Annotated in this window: 8 protein-coding genes; 4 read left to right on the top strand and 4 right to left on the bottom strand. The window is 45.7% G+C overall.

Going from position 1 to position 25025, the window contains the following annotated elements; translation table 11 throughout:
- Positions 1-11: 11 nt before the first annotated feature.
- Positions 12-4661, bottom strand: a complete 4650-nt coding sequence (locus tag ESB13_RS03205; RefSeq protein ID WP_164974080.1) for a PKD domain-containing protein — start codon at positions 4659-4661, stop codon at positions 12-14.
- A gap of 100 nt (positions 4662-4761) precedes the next feature.
- Positions 4762-15396, bottom strand: coding sequence for an Ig-like domain-containing protein (locus tag ESB13_RS03200; RefSeq protein ID WP_129001584.1), 10635 nt, complete (start codon positions 15394-15396; stop codon positions 4762-4764).
- 612 nt (positions 15397-16008) lie between these two features.
- Here ESB13_RS03200 and ESB13_RS03195 point away from each other — a divergent pair.
- From ESB13_RS03195 to cysM, 4 genes are all read left to right on the top strand, one after another.
- Positions 16009-18060 carry a tetratricopeptide repeat-containing sensor histidine kinase gene (locus ESB13_RS03195; protein ID WP_129001583.1) on the top strand — a complete coding sequence of 684 codons (2052 nt, stop codon included), beginning with the start codon at positions 16009-16011 and terminating at the stop codon, positions 18058-18060.
- 8 nt (positions 18061-18068) lie between these two features.
- Positions 18069-18698: a response regulator gene (locus ESB13_RS03190; RefSeq protein ID WP_246022426.1), complete on the top strand. Its 630-nt coding sequence runs from the start codon at positions 18069-18071 to the stop codon at positions 18696-18698.
- A gap of 2 nt (positions 18699-18700) precedes the next feature.
- The gene (locus tag ESB13_RS03185) at positions 18701-19072 is read left to right on the top strand and encodes a diacylglycerol kinase family protein (protein ID WP_129001581.1); all 372 of its coding nucleotides are present in this window, start codon (positions 18701-18703) and stop codon (positions 19070-19072) included.
- A 110-nt stretch (positions 19073-19182) separates the two neighbouring features.
- Positions 19183-20064 (top strand): cysteine synthase CysM, encoded by an 882-nt coding sequence (gene cysM / locus ESB13_RS03180; RefSeq protein ID WP_129001580.1) that lies wholly within the window; start codon positions 19183-19185, stop codon positions 20062-20064.
- 311 nt (positions 20065-20375) lie between these two features.
- Here cysM and ESB13_RS03175 read toward each other — a convergent pair whose 3' ends face one another.
- Together ESB13_RS03175 and ESB13_RS03170 are read right to left on the bottom strand one after the other, a co-directional pair.
- Positions 20376-21800: an efflux transporter outer membrane subunit gene (locus ESB13_RS03175; protein WP_129001579.1), complete on the bottom strand. Its 1425-nt coding sequence runs from the start codon at positions 21798-21800 to the stop codon at positions 20376-20378.
- A gap of 21 nt (positions 21801-21821) precedes the next feature.
- A complete protein-coding gene (locus tag ESB13_RS03170) occupies positions 21822-24989 on the bottom strand; it encodes an efflux RND transporter permease subunit (protein ID WP_129001578.1) in 3168 nt (1055 codons plus the stop codon).
- Positions 24990-25025 lie beyond the last annotated feature (36 nt).

The following is a 25025-nucleotide window of genomic DNA, read 5'->3' as shown; positions in this document are numbered from 1 at the left end:
CATCATAAATATTATCGTATTATGGTCACCGCTCCCGTCATTGCTTTAGAGCCGTCACCCAGGTTTATTATATAGTAATACGTTCCCATTGGCAATTCCTTCCCGCTACTCCGCCCATCCCACGAAGTGGCATAGCCTCTTGATTCAAATACCTTTTGCCCGTAACGATTGAAAACGCTAACCACGCTATTGGGATAGTCAGACAGGTTGGGTATCTCCCACCGGTCGTTCACACGATCGTTGTTGGGAGAAAACGCATTGGGAACGACAACAGTTCTAAGCACCTTTACGGTTAGCGAATCTTTGGCCGCACAATTATATTCACCCACCGCAGTTAGCACATAAGTAGCATCAGTGTTTACAATAAGGGAAGGCCTTAACGTATTAGGATTGGAAAGACCAACTGCCGGCGACCAGGAGAACGAAAGCAAAGAGGAATTGGCTGTAGCCTCAAACTGCACACTGGTTCCCAACAGGGCAACAAATGACCTGCCTGCATCTATCTGAGGCTGCAAATGAACAGTAACAGATTTTGACACGGGCACAGAATAACAACCCGCTGCATTCCCGGTAGTAAGACTTACACTGTATGTACCTGCGTTGTCAAATTTCCTTACCGGCGATTGGCTATTGCTGGTGACGCCATCGCTGAATTGCCAGTTCCAGGCAGTCACTGAACCACTGGGTGTGCTGGCATCGGCAAAAGCGATATCTGCACCCTGGCAGATTTCGGAAGGATTAATCATGAAATCAGCTGTAGGAGCCGGGTAAAAGTCGCTGACTGTTTTAGCGGAACTGCTCGCCTGACATCCATAGGCAGAAGTTACTTTAAGTATTGCGCTATGGCTCGTGGTACTCGTATAGCTGCGAACAGGATCTTTGTCTCTTATAATAGTCGAAGGAGCATCACTGAAAGTCCATTCATAACTCAGTGCAGCATTATCCCCTACTGAGCTCGTATTGGTAAATGTAGCAGAACCGGGAACGCATATTTTCACCGGCACATTAAAATCTGCTGTCGGCAGCGGGTGAACAATAATATTTTCACTCGCCTCATTAGTACAGCCAAGCGGGTTAGTTGTAGCAACCTCCACCTTATAAGTTCCCGCCGCCGAAAGCGCAGGTATGTCAAATGCATTGTTATTGGCGTAAGTACCAACAGCATTGCCACCAATCTTCCAGCTCCAGGTTTGAGTACCGGTTTGCGCTCCAGGCACTACATGTATTGCTTCTCCGCTGCAGGGATCCTTATCTATCGTAAAGACAGCAGTAGGACGCGCATATACTTCTATACTACTTGAGGCATCCTCTTTACACCCGCCGGCAGTTGTATAGGAATAAGTCACTTCATGTATGCCGGCACCGGCAGCTGCAGGATCAAACATGCCATTCACACTTAATCCCTTACCACTGTAAGACCCTCCCGATACAACAGCACCGTTAACAGTTGCAATGGCTATGGAATAAGGAACCGCACTTTCACAAACTGCAGTAAGAGCAGGATAGTCAACTATTGGCGTTACGTTAAGCTGAGCAGTTACGCTTGTTTCTTTCGCACAGCCGGAAGCAGAAGTTGCCGTAAGGCTAATCGTATAAGTTCCGTCCTTGTACTTATGTGAAGGCTCAAACAAGGAAGACGTATTTTCATTGCCGGCAGTAGCATTGGCGTCCCCAAAATTCCACGACCAGGTTAATGTTTCCGCTGGACTGATAGTTGAAGTATTATCAAAAGTAACTTCGCCGTTGGAAGGTAAGCAGCCGTTTACTGGTATGGTAAAACTGGTAACCGGCACTGCATTTACGGTAACAGAAGATGTTATAATAACAACACATTTGGCATCAGAAGTAAACGTTGCCGTTATAGTATGCGTTCCGGGGCCCGCCGTAGCAGGATTGAAAGTACCGTCACTGCTGGTTCCGGCGCCACTATATTCAAAACTACCTGGCACTCCATTAGTCACCGAAGCAGTAGCCACCGAAAATGGAGCAACATCGGCACATACCGCAGAAAAACTGCCATAGCTGAGCACTGGCGTCAGATTAAAAACTGCCTTGATGATAGTATCTACCCTGCAGCCTTTATCTGTTTGCGCACTATAGGTAACATAATAATTACCATATGCTGTATAGGTGTGCGAAGGACTTGCCTGTGTCGACGTATTGGGATTCGCAGCAGTGGCATTGCCATCTCCGAAATTCCATTGATGACTGGTAATTGTTTGCGCGTCGGATACGCTTGTATTATTCACAAAGTCAACCACACCATCAGCCGGCAAACAACCGGCAGGATAAGTGATATCCACCTCGGGCTTATTGTAAATAGAAACAGGCTTATCAAGTGTATCACTGACACAGGTTTCAGAGATCTTTGCCGCATATCGTATAGTATAGGAACCACCAGTCTCGTACTTAACAGTTTGCGCATCGCTATTAGACGGCGTCAGTATGGTACCATTTCCAAAATCCCAATAGCTGCCTGTTACAGCCGACGTTCCCTGGTAAGTAACCGCAGGTGTAAAACTAACATCTGCCCCACCGCATACATCTGCTGGAGACATACTAACGCTTACCACAGGAGGAGCATAAATAGTTATCGGCTTGGTTGTATCAGAGGTGCATCCGTCAGTGGTTACTACAGACAACTTGATAGGCTGGTCTGCTCCTGCTCCAAAAACATGAAGCGTATCCTTACCTGTCGCGGAGGCGCCTGCAGGAAACGTCCAGCTCCAATCTCTTATTCTATAGTTTTCAGTCGAATTATCAGGACCGGTTAAGTATACCGTATCCAAAGAACAACCGGTAGGGTGATTTACTATAAAATCAACTTCCGGCTTTGCCTTAACCTCGATAGACAACTTTACTTCTTCGGTATTGTCACAGGTTTCAACACTGGAGTGTGTTGCGAAAATAGAGAACTCATGCACCCCGGGCGTATTAAATAAATAGTCTCCACTTAAAGTATATTTATAACGTACTTCTCCTTTAACAACCACAGTACCGTCAGCTACAGGGGTATTATTGACGATATCGGCAGCAGGGTTCATGATACTGGCCAGGGGACTTAAACGCCACTCCAGGCGGGTAGGCTGATAACGCAGCAGGGCCGATATCTTTACGGGAGAATTGATACAGGTAAACTCATGCATAGCATTGGCAGGATCCAATGTATTATGAATAGCACTAATCGCACTAAGATTATTAATATAGGTTCCTGCATTATAGCCGTAACTTTCAACATTGCCTAAGCCATAAGTAATAGCCGTAAAAGAAGAGTCGCTTTCAACAATACATTGCGCCCTGGCCGACACCCATCTTCTCACAACTATTGAATAGTCGTTATTCTGGGGATGCGGTGCGATATAGAGGTTCGTCGCCGGTAATGCCAGGCTGCTAACATTAACGCCGTCAATCTTCAGTGAAGATAAGCCCGTGCCCTTGTTTGGTATAACAAGCGTTAGATAGTTGGTGGTAATAGCCTCCAGCCTGTTCCTGTAAAATCCTGTTCTGTTAATAGCTTGTTCACGCGGACTGAGGTAAATCATTTCAGGATCACCGTTACCCGAAGAATTAGGGCAGGCTCCCGTTGAAGGAAAATACTGCGCCACCATAATTGGCTTATCTGCCTCTATAAAGTCAGGAGTTCCTGAATTAAACTGGTAATAATCGCCATTTACAAGGGTCGACGAGGAGAGGGTTACCCCATTTCTTTTCACCACAGTAGCAGGATCTTTTACCAGCACCCGGTAAATATTCGTCATTAAAACATTGGCGCCGGCATCATTACTGGCCGGTACAGTTAAAAAGGTTGATCCCCAGGCCTGTGTAGGAAAACACTGTTGCATAATAAAATCACCGCTGCCTCCATTACCCGTGCAACCCAATGTTGTACGGCTGGTTCCCGCATAAACAGCAACAGGATAACATACACCGCTGCTGTTGGCAATACTTTTTACTCTGCTGCCTGTAAGATCATCAGCCATATTCCTGCCAATAAATTGGTAGCTCTGTCCCTTATTCAGCGTAATTGTAAAAGGCACGCCGGCAGCCCTGGAGGCACCACCATTGAAATCCCTCTCATTCCGGGACGATGTCTTTGGTGTTATCTCTACAACAGTATTATCATGAGCTGCCGAAATATAGAAATAGGTATTACTCGGCTGGGTGCCAAAATAGTTTTTATTATTAAGCGTAACATAAGATTGTCCCCATGATTCCACTGGCAGCAACATGGCAGCACCGGAAGTGGCGTTTCCCATATAGTGCGCATAAGCAACAATAGGCGTGGTGCTATGAACATGAATAGCCTTTTTTATAAGCCCCTGACCGCCGTTACCTGCAGGATAAGCATAATCATATAAACGGCTGTCATTAAGACCGCCTTTGGGTATTTCATCAGAACTCACAACAGTTCCGGCTGCTACATTATAAATACGCTCCCATGTAGCGCCGCTTTCAAGATGAGACGTCAGCGTAACAACAGCATCTTCTTCTGCACTGAAATACAGTACCATCTCCTGCGAATTGCTATTCTCGAAAAACCAGTTAAAAGGATAGCTGACCCAAAAATCCTTCCCCCGGTTAGAGATACTTTGCGCAGAAGATTCCATAGTCGAACATGCTCCAATCAATAGAACAGCAACCATCATTTTCCATCTCGTCATAACTTTCATTAACATAAATACTCGGGCTTTCCACAAATACAAATCATAGCGTTATTCAAACAGGATGAAGCTGCATGCAGCTTCATCCTGTTGATTGTTTTTATCGGATCAGGTTGATGACTCCTTTTCTTTGAACACGCCGGCCATCGGTTAAAATGATATCCGCAACGTAGATATATACTCCCGAAGGCTGTGGCTTTCCTTTGAAATTACCATCCCATCCTACAGCCTGATCTCTCGTTTCAAATACCTTCTGTCCCCATTGGTTGAATATCATGAAGTTTAACTGCCTGATGACATTACTGTATACCTTCAGTTTTTCGTTCTCAACATCTCCCCTGTTATTGGGCGTAAATGCATTGGGAATAAAGATCTGGTCCGAAACAGTTGTTCCTGAAACAGCCTGCGAAACAGCAGGTAAACAACCGCCCAGCGCCCTTACCTGTAGCGTTACAGTTTGATTAACAACCAGCGCAGTTACAGTATGAGTCGTACCTGTTGCGCCTGAAGAAGGTATAACCCAGGTACTTCCACCATTCGTAGACACCTCATATCCTGTAGCCTGAGGAACAGCATCCCATCTGAAGATCAGCAGATTGGCGCCGGCTGAATCTACAACCGGTGTGTTCATGACTAATTCAGGAAGTATAACAGCTTTGGCATCTGCCCTGTTGTCACTGATACAACCATTCTGAACCGATTCAACCCAATAATTGGCTGGTCCTGTAATACCTGGTGTGGTCCAGCTGTTACCGGTATGCACTAATGTTCCACCTGTAGCAGCATCATACCAATTGTACGTCGTATTCGCTACAGGAGACTGCACACTGAATGTCGCAGTGCTGCCACTGCAAACAGCCAGCGAATCTTCAACAAGCACTACCGCAGGCGCAGCTCCGATAGTCACTGCTTTAGTGGTGTCTGCAATACAACCGTTTTTGGTTATAATACTGAGATCAACATTATAAGTACCCGTTGCCGAGAATGTATGTGAAGCATTCTGAGTTGCGGCAGTAGCGCCACCATCTTTGAAATCCCATCTCCACGAATAACTATCGTCGCTGCTGGCTACATCAACGCTGCCTGCAAACTGCACCGGCCCGCCCAGGCAATTACCTGTAACCGAGAAATCTGGCTTAGGCGTTTCAAATACCGTAATAGGAAGCGCTGTCTCTAGTCTTGAACAGCCTTCAAGTGACGGATGCGTGATAAACACATTGGCTTTATAAACACCAGGCACATCTATATTGTATTCCGTTGGTAACGAATACTGGTAGTAAGTTACCCCGTTGATAATAACAGTCCCTGTTGCTACAGGATTAGCCTGTATGACATTGGTATTATTAGGCAGCAATCCCGCAACGGTATTCAACTGCCATTCAATAGATGTTGGCTCAACAGAAGAAAGGAAGTTGAATTTGAACGGCGTACCTGCGCAGGTAAATTCACTATTGCTTGTTGACGGGCTGTGCACGTTCCTTATACCGGAAACAGTATTCAGATCAAGCACCAGTGTACCCGCATTGTAACCATAGCTTTCCGCACTTCCCAGGCCATAAGTAATTGCGGTGAACGCAGAATCACTTTGCACAACCGTTTGTGCAGCCGTTGCAGTCCAACGTTTCACTACCACCTTATATCCTGCCAGGTTCGGATGATCATATACATAATCGAAAGTGTTATTCCCGTCTACAGTCAGTGAGTTCACACCGTTGGCAGGTATAATCAGCGTCAGATACTGAACAGTAATATTATACCTGGTATTACGATATAAGCGAACCGATTTTATACCCTGCTCTATAGGACTGAGGTAAATCATTTCAGGATCACCGTTACCAGTATAGCCACAGCCGTTGGTAGACGCCGCCGAAGGCATGAACTGCGCAACCATTATTGGCTTGTCAGCCTCTATATAATCAGCTCCGTTCGTCTCTATCTGGTAGTAGAAATTATCGATCAGGTTGGTAAGCACCGTTCCATTCCTTTTCACCACGGTGGTGGGGTCCTTCACAACAACCTTAAACAGGTTGCCATTCAGTTGATCAGCAGCATCGGCATGTGACGTAGCCGCAGTGAGGTATCTCCGGCCCCACGCCTTATACGGAAAGTTCTGCTGAATAATGTTATCACCGTTGTTCACTGGCTGTGCATCGCCACAACCGATATTAGTACGGCTGCTTCCGGAAAATACCGCCACAGGATAACATTTACCGGCACTATTCGCAACAGACTTTATACGGCTTCCGGTAAGATCATATCCGAATGCATCATTAGACATCGCCCCCAGCACCTGGTACACCTGTCCTTTTTTAAGATTAACAGTATAGGTCTGACCAGCCGCACGCCCATTCAGGGTAGGTTGAGATGGTGTGATCTCAACTACAGTACTGTCATAGGCAGCTACTACATAAAACCATGAATAGGTATTTACTGTAGCATAATGCTGTTTGGAAGTAAGCGCATAATACTCGTAGCCATAGGTACCAACAGGCATTAACATGGTGGCGCCTGAGCTTGTATTTCCATAAATGTGCGCATATGCAGTAATCGGCATATCACTTTCAATACTGATCCCTCTCTCAGAAAGCCCTTCCTTCATCAAACGCGCATCATTCAATCCAAATTTGGGTATGAAATCACTCACGATTACACTGTTGGCTGCTACAGTATATTGCTTCACCCAGCTGGTGCCATTTATACGCACCGTAACCGTAGCCGGACTAGAAGCAGCGGCAAGATACAGCACCATCTCCTGAGCATTTGCAGTAGCAAAATCCTGGTAGTGACCATAGCCAACCCAGAATTTAGTTCCCGTGTTCGAAGAATCTGACGGGTTTATAGTAACAGGCGGTACAATTGCCGGACCATCAGTTAAACCTGTAAACTTATCCAGGACGCCCAGGTTAGCTTCTGTAATGATATTTCGCAATACCTGCACAGTACTGTTTGCTCCTGTTTCCCATACATTCGAAGTATTAGTCCTGCCCAGGTTTATCTCTTCCTCGGTTTCTATCAAACCTCTCCATGAATCAAGATATACCTGCTCTACAGTGTGAGCAGCAGGAGTTGCTCCTGTAAAGTCAAAATCTGTATAGAAATACATGTAGGGCTGGCCGGCAGCAAGGTTCGGCGGCATTACACCTGAATACCTCCTGCCTTCTACAGTAGCAGGCACCGTTGCACCCCATTTTATGCTGGTTACAGTATCTGTGCCCAGCATAAACGTCTGCGTGGTATTCGGAGCCGGCGTTGCTGGTGTAGCCGTTAACAGTACCGGAACAGCAGTAGGTACAAATTCATATGCACCCAGGTCTGGCACACCGGCAGCTAACGTAGTAGGCCTTGGATTTCCATTTATATCGGCATCATTACCCTCAATTTGCACACCGCGTCCATGAATAGCCCATACATTCGGATTCGCGACATCCGGCGTAAGCGCAGCCCCGGTTAAAGCCGGTTCATATACAATAGAATTATAATCAGCTAAAGAGGCATCCCGCCATGCCTGTAATGCAGGATAAAGGTTAGCTCCATTAGCTATAAGTGTCGATCCGCTGGAATACAACATATTGTAATCAGAATAAGCGACAGCATAACTTGCGATACTAAACGCTGTACCTCCACCCAGATGGCTGAAAATATTATTATGAAAATAGGTAGGTCCTGCAGAACTACTGCTTGTCTGACCTATATGAACAGCCACATTATTGGTGGTGGAAGTAGCTTTACTTTGCACCGTGTTATTGTGATACAGGAAGCCTCCTGTGGATCCTGAGTTCTGATAAATACCATAGGACGTGGCCCCTTTGGTATTCACCGATATAACGTTGTTCCTTATATCGGCCAGCGTAGTTGTTGTCATATACAAACCATACTGGTTACCGGTATTATCATCACCTGCTATTATCTTATTGTTTGTAATACTGGCCCGCGCCTGTTGGCTGGTTTGACAACCGGTTAAATAAATACCGTACACAGTGGTTCCACTAGTATATATCTCTACGTCATTATTATTGATCTGGTAGGCAGAATCACAATTGGTTGCATAAATACCATAAGTCGTGGTATTCAGAATCCCTCCCTTGGTAATAACATTCTTGTTTACATGAACATTGGTAATATTCGCCAGATAGACGCTGTAATAGTAAACGCCTTTTATAATATTACTGTCTACTACACAGGAATCAGGCGACACAGTTGTCATCCCCGACAGGTAAATACCAGAGGAACCGTTGGTAATAGTATTACCTTTTATTACCAGGTGGTTGCCTGAAAGGCTAGCGCCATAAACAGCAGCAACACCGGTAGCTGTACTCGTTACAGCAGGCAGGTTAATAGTACAATTCACCAGGCTGTCATTCGACGCCTCTCCCGTAAATTCTACAGCATGACTGTAAGTAGCGGTTGAAGCAGTAACAGTAATACCTTTCAGTATGAAATAGCTTGAATTATCGAACTGAACAACATAATTGTTGGTAGTTGTTGAATTGGCATAGGTCAATATTACTGAGGCAGGATCACCATTCTGACTCATAAAGGTTACGGTACTGTTTGCAGACATATTCGGCATCTTGGTAAGCCTTACCTGTTCAGTATAAGTACCAGGCGTTACATGAAAACGGATATGACCAGCCACACCACATTTCAATGCATCTACAGCAGCTGTAAAGCTTTGAAAATTGGTTGCGCTTTGCGGAACAGCCGGATCAATAGTGTAGTCACCCGCAAGCATTAATGGATTTAGTACCACCTGCCCGATATCTGAAGTATCCGATATGCCAGAGCACACTACAATACAACGGAAGAATGATTCAGGCGTTTCTAGTTTATATTCAAAACCAGGATTGTACAACGAATCGCTTATTACAGTCCATGCCGTTGCAGTAGCCGAAGCTCCTTTTTGCCAGATATAACGTTGCGACCCACCCGAACTGTTACCAGTTAAGTTTAGCACTACGCTTTCTCCAAGACAAATGCCGGATGGCGGTGTAACAGTTGCAACACCAGCTGTGGGCGGAGAGGTACATACCGAAACATCATACTCATAAGCACCAGGGTCTGGCGTAGTGGTGCTGCGTGCCTGTAGTTCAATATCATTGGTTACGCCAACAGGAGTGCCCCGGTCATTGATAGCAACCTGCTGCGGCACAAAATTACCCGCACCCGGGCCGGCAAATACCGGGTCCACAGTTTGACTATTCATATCCTTGGCACCACTACTATACGTCTGCCAGTCTGCAAGGCTGGCTCTCACGCCCCCATGATAGCCAAAGTTATTGGCGCCTGTTCCGGCTCCATTAACGAATACATTATTATAATCAGAAGCAAATTCCGTAGTTGCCGTAAGGAAATATAAACCATAGTTGGCGCCCGATCCGCCCCGCGTGATGGATATGATATTATTCTTTACATCAAGCCCATCAGCAGCACCCGTTTGGTAAAGTCCGTACGAAGCAGAAGTCAGCGTGTTAGACGTATTATCCAACGAAATTGTATTATGATAATACTTAACATTATTTGAAGAAGAATTATAGATTCCGTAAGTAGTTCCTGCACCATTCAGATTATAGATAAGGTTATTGGTAATCCTGGTTGGTGTACCCGCCTCAGCATCATTAGCTGTAATATAAATGGGATAAGTAATGTTGGTAGCGGTAGCATTGCCGCCAAAAGGATTAAATATCCTGTTACCTGTAATCTGAAGGTTTGCGCTTATGCCGGTACTGTATATACCGTAAAAATCACTTGTCGTAGCCCTTGTGGCACGCGAAATCTGGTTGCCTTGTATCAGCGCATCTGCAGTCTGGCCTACATATATGCCATAAAAATAGACATCCATCAGCTTGTTCCTGATAAACCTGTTGTTGCTCGAAGGCAAAGCTTCAAGCCCCATCATGGTCATACCATAATAGCCGCCGGTAATAGTATTGTTCTCAAAAAGGTTATTATCGCATAGCGTAGCACCGGAAACAGTGGCACCGGTCACAGAAGAACTGATGACAACACCCGCAAAGTTTGATGACGTGGAGTTGGTAGGAAGTAAGATAGAACAGTTTCTGAACGTGTTATTATCTGCATCCCTGGTAAGAAACACACCCCATCCGTAGGTTCCTGTGCCCGTAGCATCAATAACAAAATTATTAAAGGTTATATAGTCCGTCTGGCTAAGCGTAATAACAGCACGCTGGTTCGAATTGGACGAGCTGAACCGGATAGTATTGCCATTGCCATTGAATGTAATAGTATTGGTAGCCGATGTACCTGGGATACTGTCAAACCTGATCTGCTCATTATAAGGAGCACCGCCCGCAGCCACATTAAACACTACTGCATCGGAAATACCACACAACAAAGCCTCACGCACCGCTGCAAAACTTGTAAAGTTGGTAGCAGAAGCAGGCTCATTAGCATCAATGGTATAGGTTCCGCCAGGGAAAGCCGGCGTTACTATCAGTTGAATCGGCGTGGTATAAGCCGTATTCCCGCTACAGGTTATTGCTGCCCTGAAATAAGCTGTCTCCGTTGCAGTAATAGTAAAAGCAGGATTCGTTAACACGTTGCTTATAGCAGTATAAGTTCCATTGAGAGAAGATGAAGTTTGCCATTGATAGGTCTGCCCTTCTCCTGTTGAATTACCATTCAGGCTTAATGTTACCAGCGAGTTTTCACATGCTGGATTATCCGACATCACAATAGTACCCGCTGTCGGCGGCGTAATGCAAACAGGCGGACTAAATTCAAATGCACCGGCATCAGGGGTCGCCGCATCTCTGGCAGTACCCCTCAGATCTACTGTTACAGGAGGCACCACAGGTAATCCATGATTATTGATAGAAGCATTGGAAGGCTCAAAATTACCAGTAGTAATATCTATATATAAGGGATCATTAGACGTAGAATTAGCATCAAAACCAAGCGCTTTCCACTCTGCCAGTGTAGAAACATTATTTACACGGAACCCCATATAGGTAGCTCCCGCGCCCGAATTCGGATAGAAATAAATATTGTTTCGATCCGACTGTATAGTACTGGTAGGTGTGTTTAAATAAATAGCATGTTTTTCTCCTATGGTATTACGGGAGAAAGTGATCATGTTGTTTTTAAACTGGATATCGAGCGCCTCGGTAGTCTGGTAAAATGCTCTCGCAAAAGAAGCCGTTACATCGGTAGCGCCATCTATATGAATCGTATTATGATAATACAATGCCAGATCCGAACTCGAGTTGTAAATAGCATTTACGCTTCCCTTACCGGTAAGATTATATATGAGGTTATTGACTACAACGTTTTCACGCCCTGCCAGTGCATCTGCACCGCTAAAATAAATACCGTTGGTAACACTTGTACTCGTAGGATTACCGCCAAACGGGTTGGTGATGGTATTACGCGAGATAACAGCCTTGGCGCTTGGACTGGTTAAATAAACACCATTGAAAGTAGAAACACTTGTTCTTGAAGGCCTGGAAATCGTATTGCTATCTATCAGCGCTTCAAATGATCCATTTACATAAATACCATAATAGTAAAAGTCTTTGATATCGTTCCTTGTTATTTTATTCCATGAGTTGAACGCACTGGCGCCGCTGGCTACCATCGTCAAACCATAGTATCCGCCTACAATCGTGTTTTTATCGATGATATTATTATCACAATTGGGATCACCCGTTGCTGTTGCGGAGCTTGCACTGCCTCCTATTACAATACCCGCGTAGTTAGAAGAAGAGGTCGATTCAGTGCTGCTTAAAATCGTACAATTCCGGATAATATTTGAATCTGCACTGTTCAGCAGCTGTATACCCCAACCGTACTGGCTGGTAGTGGTACCCTGGGTAGAAATGATAAGGTTGTCGAATATAACGTGATCTGTACCATTCAGCTTGATAACCGCTCTTTCATTGCTGTTCACGGAAATAAAGCTGATTGTATTACCGTTACCATTGAAAGTAACTGTATTATTGGCTGAGCTGCCAGGAATTTCCTGCATAACCAGCTGCTCCTCATAAGGACCTGAACCTGCAGCAACATCAAACACCACAGCGCCGCTTATGCCACACTGTATAGCAGAATAGGCGTCATTAAACGATTTGAAATTAGAAGAGCTGGTAGGCCTGGTCTTGTCTATGGTAAAGTTACCCTGCATACCTGTTGGAGTAACAATCTCTATGGCAGGAGTAGGCACAGCCACGCCACAGGTTACCACAAGCCGGTACCAGGTGGTCTGGGTTTGCGACCTGCTTAAACTTAATCCGGTAGCACCCGGTACAGCACTCCAGGTAGCGTTATCAGCCGACGACTCCCATTGATAGGTTTGCCCCGTACCTGCACTGCCGCCATCACGCACCAGCGTGAATGTTTTTCCGCTGCAAATAGGATTAAAATCAGTAGACAACGTCCCTGCATCAGGAGGATTCGTACATGGCGTAACAACAAATTCATAAGCGCCTATATCCGGTGTAGATGCACTCCTGTTGGCGCCCAGTATATCAAGGGTAACACCCAGCGGGGTGCCCTTGTTATCAGCAGCCAACGGTAATACAGGCATATAATCTCCCAATGCCGCGTTCTGATAATTGAGCGCTATTTCTATTGAATTGGCATCTTTACCACTACCGGTTTTCCAATTCGCTAGGCTTGCATAATTCGTAGTGCCAACACAACCTGCATAATTGGTACCTGCAGGAGCATTAATGTAAAAGTTATTGTAGTCACTCTCATAGGTAGTGGTAGCGGTACCCATAAATATGGCATGTTTGATACCTGTACCGCCGCGACGAATATCAACAACGTTGTTTTTTATAGCAATCCGGCTTGCAGCTGTAGTCTGGTATATACCCCGGGTAGCACCCGCTGTTGAGGAGGCATTATCCAGCACTATGGTGTTATGATAGTAAAATACACCGTCGGAACTGCTGTTATAGATACCATATATGATACCTGTTGAACTATTGAAATTATAAATCAGATTGTTGGTCACTTTATTTTCCGATCCGGCAGGAGCGTCACACGCAGTGCTGTAAACACCATATGCAGAACCCGACTGCGAGCTGGCAATGGTGTGCGTATCATGTATACGGTTGGCATTCACTACACAATTAATATTCCCGGTTCCCATAGTTACACCTTCAAACCCGCTGTAAACAGCCCCTCTTGCAGCCCTGGAAATATCATTGTTTTCAATGAGCGCCCCATTGTTATTGGCAATTTCAATACCCACTCCATAAAAATCCATCACCTTGTTATTCCTGATAATATTATTAACCGCGTTCTGGGAAGTTGCTGTTCCATATAATATGATGCCGGTATAACCTCCTATAATCGTATTATTGGTAATGGTATTATTGCTGGCGCTGCTTGCAGTAGTTACGGAACTGGAAGAACCCGATACCGTAATACCTGCACTATTGGCAGCTGTAGTACTGGTGGTAGTTGAGACATCTATTGTACAACTATCAATTGTATTATAATTAGCTTCATTTGTCAGATGTATCCCCCATCCATAGGTCGCATTCTGCGTAACGATATTAAACTTCCTGAAAGTAATATAGTCAGCCCCATCCAATTCTATAACATGTCTTGCCGCCGTAACGCCATTATATCGAAGAATATTATCATTCCCATTAAATGTTATCGTACTCGTAGCAGAAGCGCCCGTTATCTGTGGAAGCGTAAACTGCTCCTCATAGGGACCAGAACCCGGCACTACATCAAACACAACCGAACCGGTGATTCCGGCACAGGATAATACGGTTGCCACATCTTTGAACGAATTAAAATTGGTTCCTGCAGTAGGCGTATTTTTATCAATAGTATATGTGCCGGAAGGCAAAGCCTCTCTGCTTATAACCGTTACTACATCAGAATAGGAAGTATTTCCGCCACAGGTTACGGCACAACGGAAATACGATGTACCGCTCGGAGCGGTAGTTTCAAATAAAGAAGAAGACAATGCGCCGCCCACATTCGTGTAAGGCCCGGAAAGCGAAGTAGCCGATTGCCATTGAAAACTAATGCCCGCCCCATAACCGTGATCCTGCAGTACAAACTGAAGTGGCCTGCCAGCACAACCTACTACAGACGTATAAGATACTGTACCGGGCACCGGCGCAGAAGTACATGCTGCAGCAGGTAATACATCCATCCCAAAATCATTCCACGCAGTACCGGTAGTACCTGTGGTATTGGTTAATGAAGTTCCTGAACACCTTTTATTACCTGTACTCGTATTATTATTCGTACTTATCCCGCCGCTTACAGCCGTATACTGGATTTCAACAATCAGGCTTTTGGTATTATCGTACAGATATGGTGTCTCTAATGGTATAACAAACCACCCGCCAGCCGTGGCACTGCCTTGCACCGTAAATGTCGTGCGCGATAGCGCCGGGGTAAGACCCGTATAAAAGGACGTCGATGGAAAAGAAAGATCAGCCGTTTGAAGAAAACTGATTTTGAGATCACTATATGTACCTATGGCTTCAGCAACTGTACCACGGAAATATATCTTGGTAAGATAACCCGAAATAGGCGTAGTACTAAAATCGGCTGGCGCATACAACAACTGGGTCTTCTGACTCGTCTGATTCAATGGAATCGTACTCGTCGTAGCTGTCCCGCCGTTTTTAAAATATAAAGGGGTTTGAGCCAGCGCTTTTTCACCGGCAAACCCCAAGAGCAATATCGCTATAAATAACTTACGTAGTGACCCAAAAGAAGATTCCAGGTAAATCTTTCCCATGCGAATGTTGTGTTTTGGTTAATCAGTTTCCAAATATTTTACTCAGGACAATACAGTTCCGGGGCGCCTTATATGCCTATAAGTACACCATAGTTTTTTATTATCAACTGTGGAGTTTCCCGACAGTAATCGGAATAAGCTTCACGTTAGTTTTGCAGCGCGTTATCAAGTACGATTCAACACAACACCCCACCATCCCCAGGTCGGCGGCAGCAGTATAAACAGCATACACCGGAACCAGGAATACATGTGTGTTTTCTAAAAGTTGAGGTGATTTACACGGAACAAGTCTTTACACTTGCAGGTCGCAGTTAGTTGAAAATTCAAACTTTCTCAAGCTTGATCTATATATTTCTATTTGCTAAATAGGGCTTAAATTGAAAGCCAAAAACTAATATGCCTGTTTAGTACATATGTTAATGACTGACAGTTTTCATTTACGCTTCCAAAGTTAGGCTTGAAAAAACATTAAAACACTAGGGTAAATACCAGTTTTTAAACTCAAAGCCAACCCATTGTAAATATGAAAGGAAGCAAATATTCATCACAACATGTATATAATCAGCTATAATTCGTACACGAAAACGTAATTTTACCCCACACGCAACGCTTATGAGAGCAGGAAGCTTCCTTAAAAATTTAAAGGCTGCCTTGGTTCTGTCATTGCTATCACTGTCAATACCAGGTCCGCAATTACTCCTCGCACAAAACAACGCATTCGAGGGAGGCCCCGTTTTTTCAGAACAGCAACTACTCCGCGATACCAACGCTATTCAGCAGGAAATGAAAAAAGCCAGAGTGCTGCAGGAGAACTACCCCGACAGCGCTATCCATAAGTTCTACCTCGCCCTGAAAAGCAGCTTTGCGCTCAAATACAACAGGGGAATACTGAAAAGCCTCACCGACCTGGGCGTGTTGTATCATATCCATAATCAGCACGAAAAAGCCATTATTGCCCTTCAGGCGGCAATACCCTATGCCGAAAACAATAAGGCAGGTTACACCGTTGTTGCCAATATCTACAATGCAATTGCCTACCGGTACATGTTCCTGGGCAAAAAAGATTCGGCAGCACACTACTATTACAAAGCACTGGACCAGATCGAAGAAAAAAAAGTAGATAACCCCGACATACTAGCCAACACCTATTCACAACTCATCCTCTTTTGGGTAAACCTGAACGAAGAACCAGACCAGGCCAAACCCGATGATAAATACCTCGCCACCGCCATCAATTATCTGAGCAAAGCAGAACAATTACCGCAGACAAATAACAAAACCCTCGGTAAGATCATCCTTAGCAAAGGACATGTCAACTACCTGCTGCACCGTTTCGACTCCGCCAGGTTCCACTATCGCCGCTTTATCGAACTGGCTAAACTGCCGGAAATGTCAATATTCTCCTCCTTCGTTACTGCTACCTATACCAATATCGCCCATACCTTTCTTACCCAGAAATCAGCCGACAGCGCCATTTATTACTCGCAGAAAGCACTTCGGAAAATTGAAGGCGAAGGAAAGGATACAGGTCTGTTCATTACAGCATCTTACAACCTGGGCGAAGCTTATATGCTGCAGAAAAAATACAAAGAAGTAGTAACAGCCGTACTCCCGGCACTTAAAATAGCACAAACCCAACCCATTTCAAGCCAATACGAAGGCCATGAATTACTGGCAGATGCCTACAGCGCCATAGGCGATTACAAACTCGCCTGGGAACACCAGAAAGCGTATGCCCAACTGCGCGACAGCATTACTATTGAACGGAATATACAGGCCATAAGTGCCATGGAAATGAAATTCAAAGTGGCGGAATGGAATAAGGAACTGGCACAAAAAGAACTCGCTATCAGCAGCAGGGACAATAAAATAAAAACACAGCGCCTCTGGATCCTTGGCACCCTCGCAGCAACCCTGCTTGTAATACTGACAGGCATTCTGTTGCGCCGCCAGGCCATTCATAAACAAAAAATAAACGCCCTGCGTATGCAGCAGGAAAAAGAAATGGCCTTATTACATGCCATGATAGAAGGAGAAGAAAAAGAACGTAACCGGCTGGCTAATGAATTGCATGACGGCATAGGCGGATTACTTGGCGCCATCAGAATGCAACTGGGCGCAGCACTCAAAGCCAACCACATAGATACCGTTAATGGCGAGTTCAAAGACATTTTACTGCTCCTCGAAAACGCCTATGGCGACCTGCGCAAAACTGCTCATAACCTGATGCCCGAAATTTTACAGCATGAAGGACTGGAAATAGCTACAGGCATCTTCTGCGACCGCGTCAGAAGAGCAGATGCCCTCGATATTCATTACGAAACAGTAGGAAAAATTCCCCGCTTCAGACCTACCCTGGAACTGGCATTATATCGCATTATTCAGGAATTGCTGCATAATGTGTTAAAACATGCAAAAGCAACAGAAGCATTGGTGCAGCTTGCCTTTATCGGCGACTGCCTCAGTATCACTGTTGAAGACAATGGTATTGGCATCCGGCAACCGGATACCCGCAGCAAATCTGGCATGGGAATTACAACAATTCAGGAAAGGATTAGGAAAATGGGAGGAAAGTGTGATATTGCAAGTGCCGCCAACCATGGCACCAGCATAAACATGGAATTGCATCTGACAGGAAAAGATATGCTTTACTTAAAAACGTAATGCCCTATATGATCAACGTTATTATTACAGACGACCACCCGGTAGTTTCAAACGGACTGAAAACAATGTTGTCTAAACAACAACATATCACCGTAACAGCCGTTTATAACACTGCCGCCGAACTCATGGCTAATATTGCCACAGTACCAGCCGATGTGCTGATACTCGATATGCAGTTACCCGATGCAAACGGATATGATATTGCCGCCACTATCCTGAAACCTAAATCTAAAATCAACATACTTGTATTCAGCAGTACAGACACTGTTTACCAGATAAAGAAAATGCTTCATGTCGGCTGCCTGGGCTATCTTCCTAAAAACGCAGACGACGAAACCATCGTAAATGCAATCGAAGCAGTGTCCAAAGGAAAACGCTTCCTCTCTCCTGCCCTCGAAGCCGCCCTGCTCGACGATATGATCAGGAATAAAGACAAAGCCAAAAAAACAACGCTCACCAAACGCGAGAAAGAAGTACTGGCACTCGTTGTAAAAGAATACACCAACCAGGAAATAGCCAATGAGCTTTTTCTGAGCCTTTCTACCATAGAATTCCACAGAACCAGCCTGCTGCAAAAACTGAAAGTAAAAAATACCGCCGGCCTGGTAAGAGTAGCCATTGAATCCGGATTGGTATAACCATGAAACATCAACCGTTTTCCTGGCTGGCCAGGCTCAGAAGCTTTAGGTATGCCATTCAGGGCCTCAAGTCATTCCTGGGCTCCGAACACAACGCCTGGATTCATCTTGCCGCCACGATACTGGCCTGCCTCGCAGGCTGGTATTTCAGATTAAGCAAACTGGAATGGATTGCACTGCTTTTCTGCTTCTGCCTGGTATGGATAGCAGAAATAGCCAACACCTGTATCGAAAAGATCATGGACCACGTAACTCCCGAACAACATCCACGTGTAAAACAAATCAAAGATATGGCAGCCGGAATGGTGCTTATAGCAGCCGTGGTAGCACTTATTACAGGCTGCCTTATATTTCTGCCCAGGTTACTGCTTTAAACAATGATCCGGCATTAAAGGCTCCCCCGATTTAACATATAAAACACAGTCTCCTGCCGTTAAACCCTACCTTTGCAGCATACTATTCATTTTAAACAAACCAATTGGCTATGGCCGGAATTCTGGACCTGGTGGGGAATACTCCGCTGGCAGAGCTGAAAAATGTGAACAGCAATAAGGATGTAACTATTTATGCCAAACTGGAAGGCAATAATCCAGGCGGCAGTGTGAAAGACCGGGCAGCCTATGGCATGATTAAAGGAGCATTGGACCGCGGTGAAATAAAACCCGGAACCACACTGATAGAAGCTACCAGCGGCAACACCGGAATAGCGCTCGCCATGATCGCTTCCCTCTTTAAAGTCCCCATTGAACTCGTAATGCCCGAAGACTCCACCCGCGAAAGGGTATTAACCATGGAAGCATTCGGCGCTAAAGTCATTTTAACACCTAAGGAGCAGTCAATGGAAGGCTCAATTGACTATGCCAACGCGCAACTCACAAAGGGCAACTACGTTATGCTTAACCAGTTTGGAAACCCGGATAACTACCTCATGCACTACAATACGACCGGACCGGAGATCTGGCGCGACACCGCAGGCCAGGTTACTCATTTTGTATCCGCCATGGGCACCACCGGAACCATTATGGGCGTATCTAAATTCCTGAAAGAACAAAACTCCGCCATACAAATTGCCGGATGCCAGCCTACTGACGGCTCCCGCATACCCGGCATCCGCAAATGGCCCGAAGCCTACCTGCCTAAGATATTCGACAGGTCGCAAATCGACAGGGTAATGGAAATTGAAGAAAAAGAAGCACGTACCATGACCAAACGCCTGGCCAGGGAAGAAGGTATTTTCTGCGGCATGAGCAGCGGCGGCGCCGTACACGCCTCCTTACAACTGGCCGCCGAACTAACATCAGGCGTCATCGTATGTATCATCTGCGATAGAGGCGACAGATACCTGTCGTCGGATTTATTTGATTAAATCAGGCAGGCAGATAGCCCCCTATGCCATATTGTCCGCTTTGCTAAAAAAACTAAAAAAATGAGCAGAGTATAGGAGGAGTGAACGAGCAGTGAAGGAAAAGTGTTCCGAAAGTGAACGCTTATTTAGCAAAAAAATAAGCCATATTGTCACTCATGCAGCCTTTTTACTTACGTGTAACATGCTGTCATCAGTTTCATAGGCACAACGGCACCCACAACTGTAAGCACTTACACAGCCTCTCCATGTATGGCGCATAAAAAAAGGCTGCCCCCAATAAAGGGCAGCCCCACACCAATAGCAGTAAAAAACTAATTAACACCTCCGCCCAGCGCCCTGTATAGTTGGGCAATAGCGCTCAGCTGCTGCCTTTTGATATCCGCCAGCGCCAGTTCACTTTGTAATACATTCGACTGCGCAGTTATCACTTCAAGATAGTTGGCCATACCGCTTCTGAAAAGCAATTGCGCATTAAAGATTGCATGCTGCAACGTATCAGTCTTGGCTTGCGTTAGTACCTGCTGCTCTTGTAACTTGTTAACTCGCACAAAAGCATCGGCGACATCAGACATAGCCGTGTAAACAGATTGTTTGAAACTGATCTCAGACTGCTGCCTGTTTACCTTAGCTATTTCCAGCTGTGTTTTCAACTGCCGTTTCTGAAGTAATGGTTGCGTGATAGCGCCTCCCACCACACCAAATAAAGAACCCGGTATCTCAAACCAATTAGAAGCTTTAAAAGCATTTAAACCGCCGGATGCAGTAATAATAAAGGAAGGATAGAAAGACGCCTGTGCAACCCCAACCCTGGAGTTCGCAGCCTTTAACGCCAGTTCAGCCGCACGCACATCGGGACGCAACTGCACCACAGCTGCCGGAATGCCTGTATTGATAGCAGTATTTAATACCGGCGATTCATTAAAACTAAAAGCATGTGTTAACGCTCCCGGCAACTCTCCCGTAAGCAACTTCAGCGCGTTCTGTTGTATCGCTTTCTGTTGCTCCAGCTGCGGTAGCAGCAGAGCAGTTGTTTGCTGCTGAACAGTCGCCTGTTGTACCGCCAATGTGGTTACTTCACCTGCATCACGCTGTAAACGTGTAATGCGGAAAATGGTATCCGCCAGCGCCAGGTTTTTGCGGGCTATGGCAAGCTGCTCTTCCAGCATTAGCAGGTTATAATACCCTTCTGCAATAGATACGATCAGTCTTGTCTGTACAGCCCTTGCAGCTTCTCCCGTCTGGAGATAGGTAGCCAAAGCAGCCTGTTTCTGTAACTTTATTTTACCCCAGATATCAGCCTCCCAGGAAAGCCCAACAGCAAGATTATAATCCTCCAGGTGGCGTTGTCCAAGGAAATTACCGATGCTCAGGCCATTCAGACTATTGTCTGAAGGCCTGTTATATTGCCCGGTGCCTTGTATATTAAGAACCGGGAGATAATTCGCTTTAGCTTGCTGCAATTGCTGCCGCGATTCCTCTACACGCGCTACCGCCAGCTGCAGATCAAAATTGTGAGTGATGCCCTTACTTATCAGTTGCTGAAGTGCTGTATCAGGAAAAAAGGTTTTCCAGGGAATAGCCGCAATACTATTGGTATCGGCCTGCCTGCTGCTATCAAAAGAAGCCGGCAGGTTCAGTTCAGGCTGCCGGTAGCCACGGCTGCCCGGCGCGCAGGCCGACCAATAGGCCGATCCTGCAATTGCCAGCATAATGATATAAGATGGTTTTATAAACATAAACGTTCTTTAGTAAATCAATTAATGAGATGGAGTTTGCTCAGCAGGTACAACGGTTTTCTTTCTTCCAAACCTCTCATGCAGATGCTGGAATATGATAAACAATACCGGTACAATGAATACACCCAGTATTACACCGGTTAACATACCGCCTACTGCCCCCGCACCAATGGAACGGTTACCCAGCGCCGAAGCGCCCTGCGCCCTTAATAAAGGCAGCAGCCCCATGATAAAGGCAAATGATGTCATCAGGATAGGCCTTAACCGCAGGCGCGATGCTTCAAGCGCTGCCGCTACCAGCTCCATTCCCGCAGCCCGGCGTTGCACCGCATACTCTACGATAAGTATGGCATTCTTAGCCAGCAACCCTACCAGCATCACAAGACATACCTGCACATAGATATTGTTTTCTACACCCAGCATCCGAATGAAGGCAAATACACCAAACACACCCACAGGTATAGACAATACTATTGCCAGCGGCAGTATATAACTCTCATACTGCGCCGATAAAAGGAAGTAAACAAACACCAGGCTCAGTATAAATATGAAGATGATCTGTGAACCAGCCTGCTTCTCCTCTCTCGTCATACCTGTCCACTCATAACCATATCCTCTTGGCAACACCTTGGCGGCAGTTTCTTCAATCGCCTTGATAGCGTCGCCGGTACTGTAACCAGGCTTGGGCGTTCCGTTAATGGTAACGGCATTATAGAGGTTGTTACGGGTAACAGTTTCCGGCCCATACACCTTCTTAAGCGTTACCAGTTGGTTAACAGGCACCATTTGCTCCAGCGTATTCTTTACATAAATATTATTTAATGAAGCCGGCTCGGCGCGATAAGGTATATCGGCCTGGGCCATTACCCTGTAGTATTTACCAAAGCGGTTAAAATCGCTGACAAAGCTACTGCCATAATAGATCTGCAACGTTTGCAGCAGATCGCTTACCGATACATTCAGTTGCCTGGTTTTGTTATCGTCAACCTCTATCTCGTATTGCGGGTTGCCCGAGGCAAATGTGGTGAAAGCATAAGCGATCTCTTTGCGTTGCATCAATGCTCCCAGGAATTCATTGGTAGTAGCACTAAGTTTGTCGAGCGAACCATTCGCCTGGTCCTGTAACATGAACTCAAAACCTGCCACGTTACCAAAACCCTGTATGGTAGGGAAAGTAAAGAAGAAGGCGCTGCCGTCTTTTACCTCGGTGGCAATCTTCTGCGTCATGGCGTTCGTGATCATACCAAGATCTTTCATGTCACCTCTCTCCGCATAAGGTTTCATACGCACGAATCCAGCGCCATAAGGAGAGGCATTCGCATTGGAGATGAAGTTCAGACCTTCTACGTTATAACGTTTGTCCGCCATCGGCTGCGCCTTCAGTATGCTGTCGATCTTAGCGATCGTATTATGTGTCCTGTCGAGTGAACTGCCCGGAGGTGTATTCACCGCATACAGCAGAAAGCCCTGATCTTCTGTAGGAATAAAACCGGTAGGCGTTTTACGTACCATGAACAATGTCACGGCGGTAACCAGCACAAGCCCACTTATTCCCACCCATTTGTGACGGAAAAGGAATTTCAGGCTGCTGATATATTTCTCCGTAACAGTATGGAAAGAAGCATTGAAAGCATTGAAGAATCGGCTGCCGAAACCAGACTTCTTACCGCCATGTGCGCCCGGAGCCCCCTTAGGTGGTTTCAGGAATAACGCACATAACGCAGGACTCAGCGTCAAGGCATTCACCGCAGAAATAAGGATCGCGATAGCCAGTGTAAACGCAAACTGCCGGTAAAATACACCCGCAGGCCCTTGCATGAAACCTACCGGTATAAACACCGCAGCCATGACCAGGGTAATCGATATGATGGCTCCCGATATCTCGTTCATCGATGTTATCGTAGCCTCCCGTGCAGGCATATGTGTATGTTCCATCTTCGCATGCACAGCCTCCACCACCACGATAGCATCATCCACCACAATCCCGATGGCCAGCACCAGCGCAAACAACGTAAGCAGGTTGATGGTAAAACCAAATAAATTAAGGAAGAAGAACGTACCCACGATAGCCACCGGAACCGCAATGGCAGGGATAAGTGTGGAACGCAAATCCTGCAGGAATATGAACACCACGATGAACACCAGGATAAACGCTTCTACCAGCGTATGCTCCACCTGGCTGATGGAATCATCCAGGAACTCCTTGGAGTTATACATCACACTCGATTCAATACCCTTCGGAAGATCTTTATTGAATTTGTCCAGCAAATGTTCCGCCTCTGTAAGGATATCATTGGCATTGGAACCCGCCGTCTGGAAAATAGCCACACCCGATGCCGGGAACCCGTTCATCTTACTGTCCGAAGAATAGGTATAGGAACCGAACTCAACCCGAGCCACATCTTTCAAACGAATCGCAGAACCATCGGTATTCGACTTGATGATGATGTTTTCATATTGTTCATTGGTATTTAGCTTACCCTTATACTTCAATACGTATTCAAATACTTGTTTGCTGCTTTGTCCAAATCGTCCCGGGGCAGCCTCCAGGCTCTGATCCCTGATAGCATTCGTTACGTCCAGCGGCGATAGGTTATAAGCCGTTAAACGCTCTGGCTGTAACCATATCCGCATCGAATAATCCTTGGTACCAAAGGGCTGCGCCTGGCCTACACCGGGAATACGCTGCAACTTCGGTATCAGGTTTATCTTGATATAGTTCTGAAGGAATGTTTCATCATAGTTCACACTGTCCTTGGCATATAAACCAATGAACATGATGATACTGTTCTGCTGTTTCTGTGTCGAAATACCAGCCTGTATTACCTCCTGCGGTATCTGGCTCGTTGCCTTCGATACCCGGTTCTGCACGTTTACAGCAGCAATATCAGGATCGGTTCCCTGTTTGAAATAAACCGTAAGCGACATACTCCCGTCATTACTGGAGTTCGATGTCATATAGGTCATGTTCTCCACACCATTGATCGCCTCTTCAAGCGGCGTAGCTACAGAACGCGCCACCACCTCGGCATTCGCACCAGGATAACTCGCCGATACAAGCACACTCGGCGGCGCTATATCCGGGAACAACGTAATAGGTAACGAAAACACGGACAATAGGCCAAGTAAGAGCAATAGTATGGATATGACCGTTGAAAGAACCGGTCGTTCTATAAATTTTTTAAGCATTGTGTAGTTGTTATTAGTGAATGTTGCGACGGCTAT

Source organism: Filimonas effusa (assembly GCF_004118675.1).
In the GTDB taxonomy this organism is placed as follows: Bacteria; Bacteroidota; Bacteroidia; order Chitinophagales; family Chitinophagaceae; genus Filimonas; species Filimonas effusa.
This window is presented reverse-complemented; position numbering and strand designations above follow the sequence as displayed.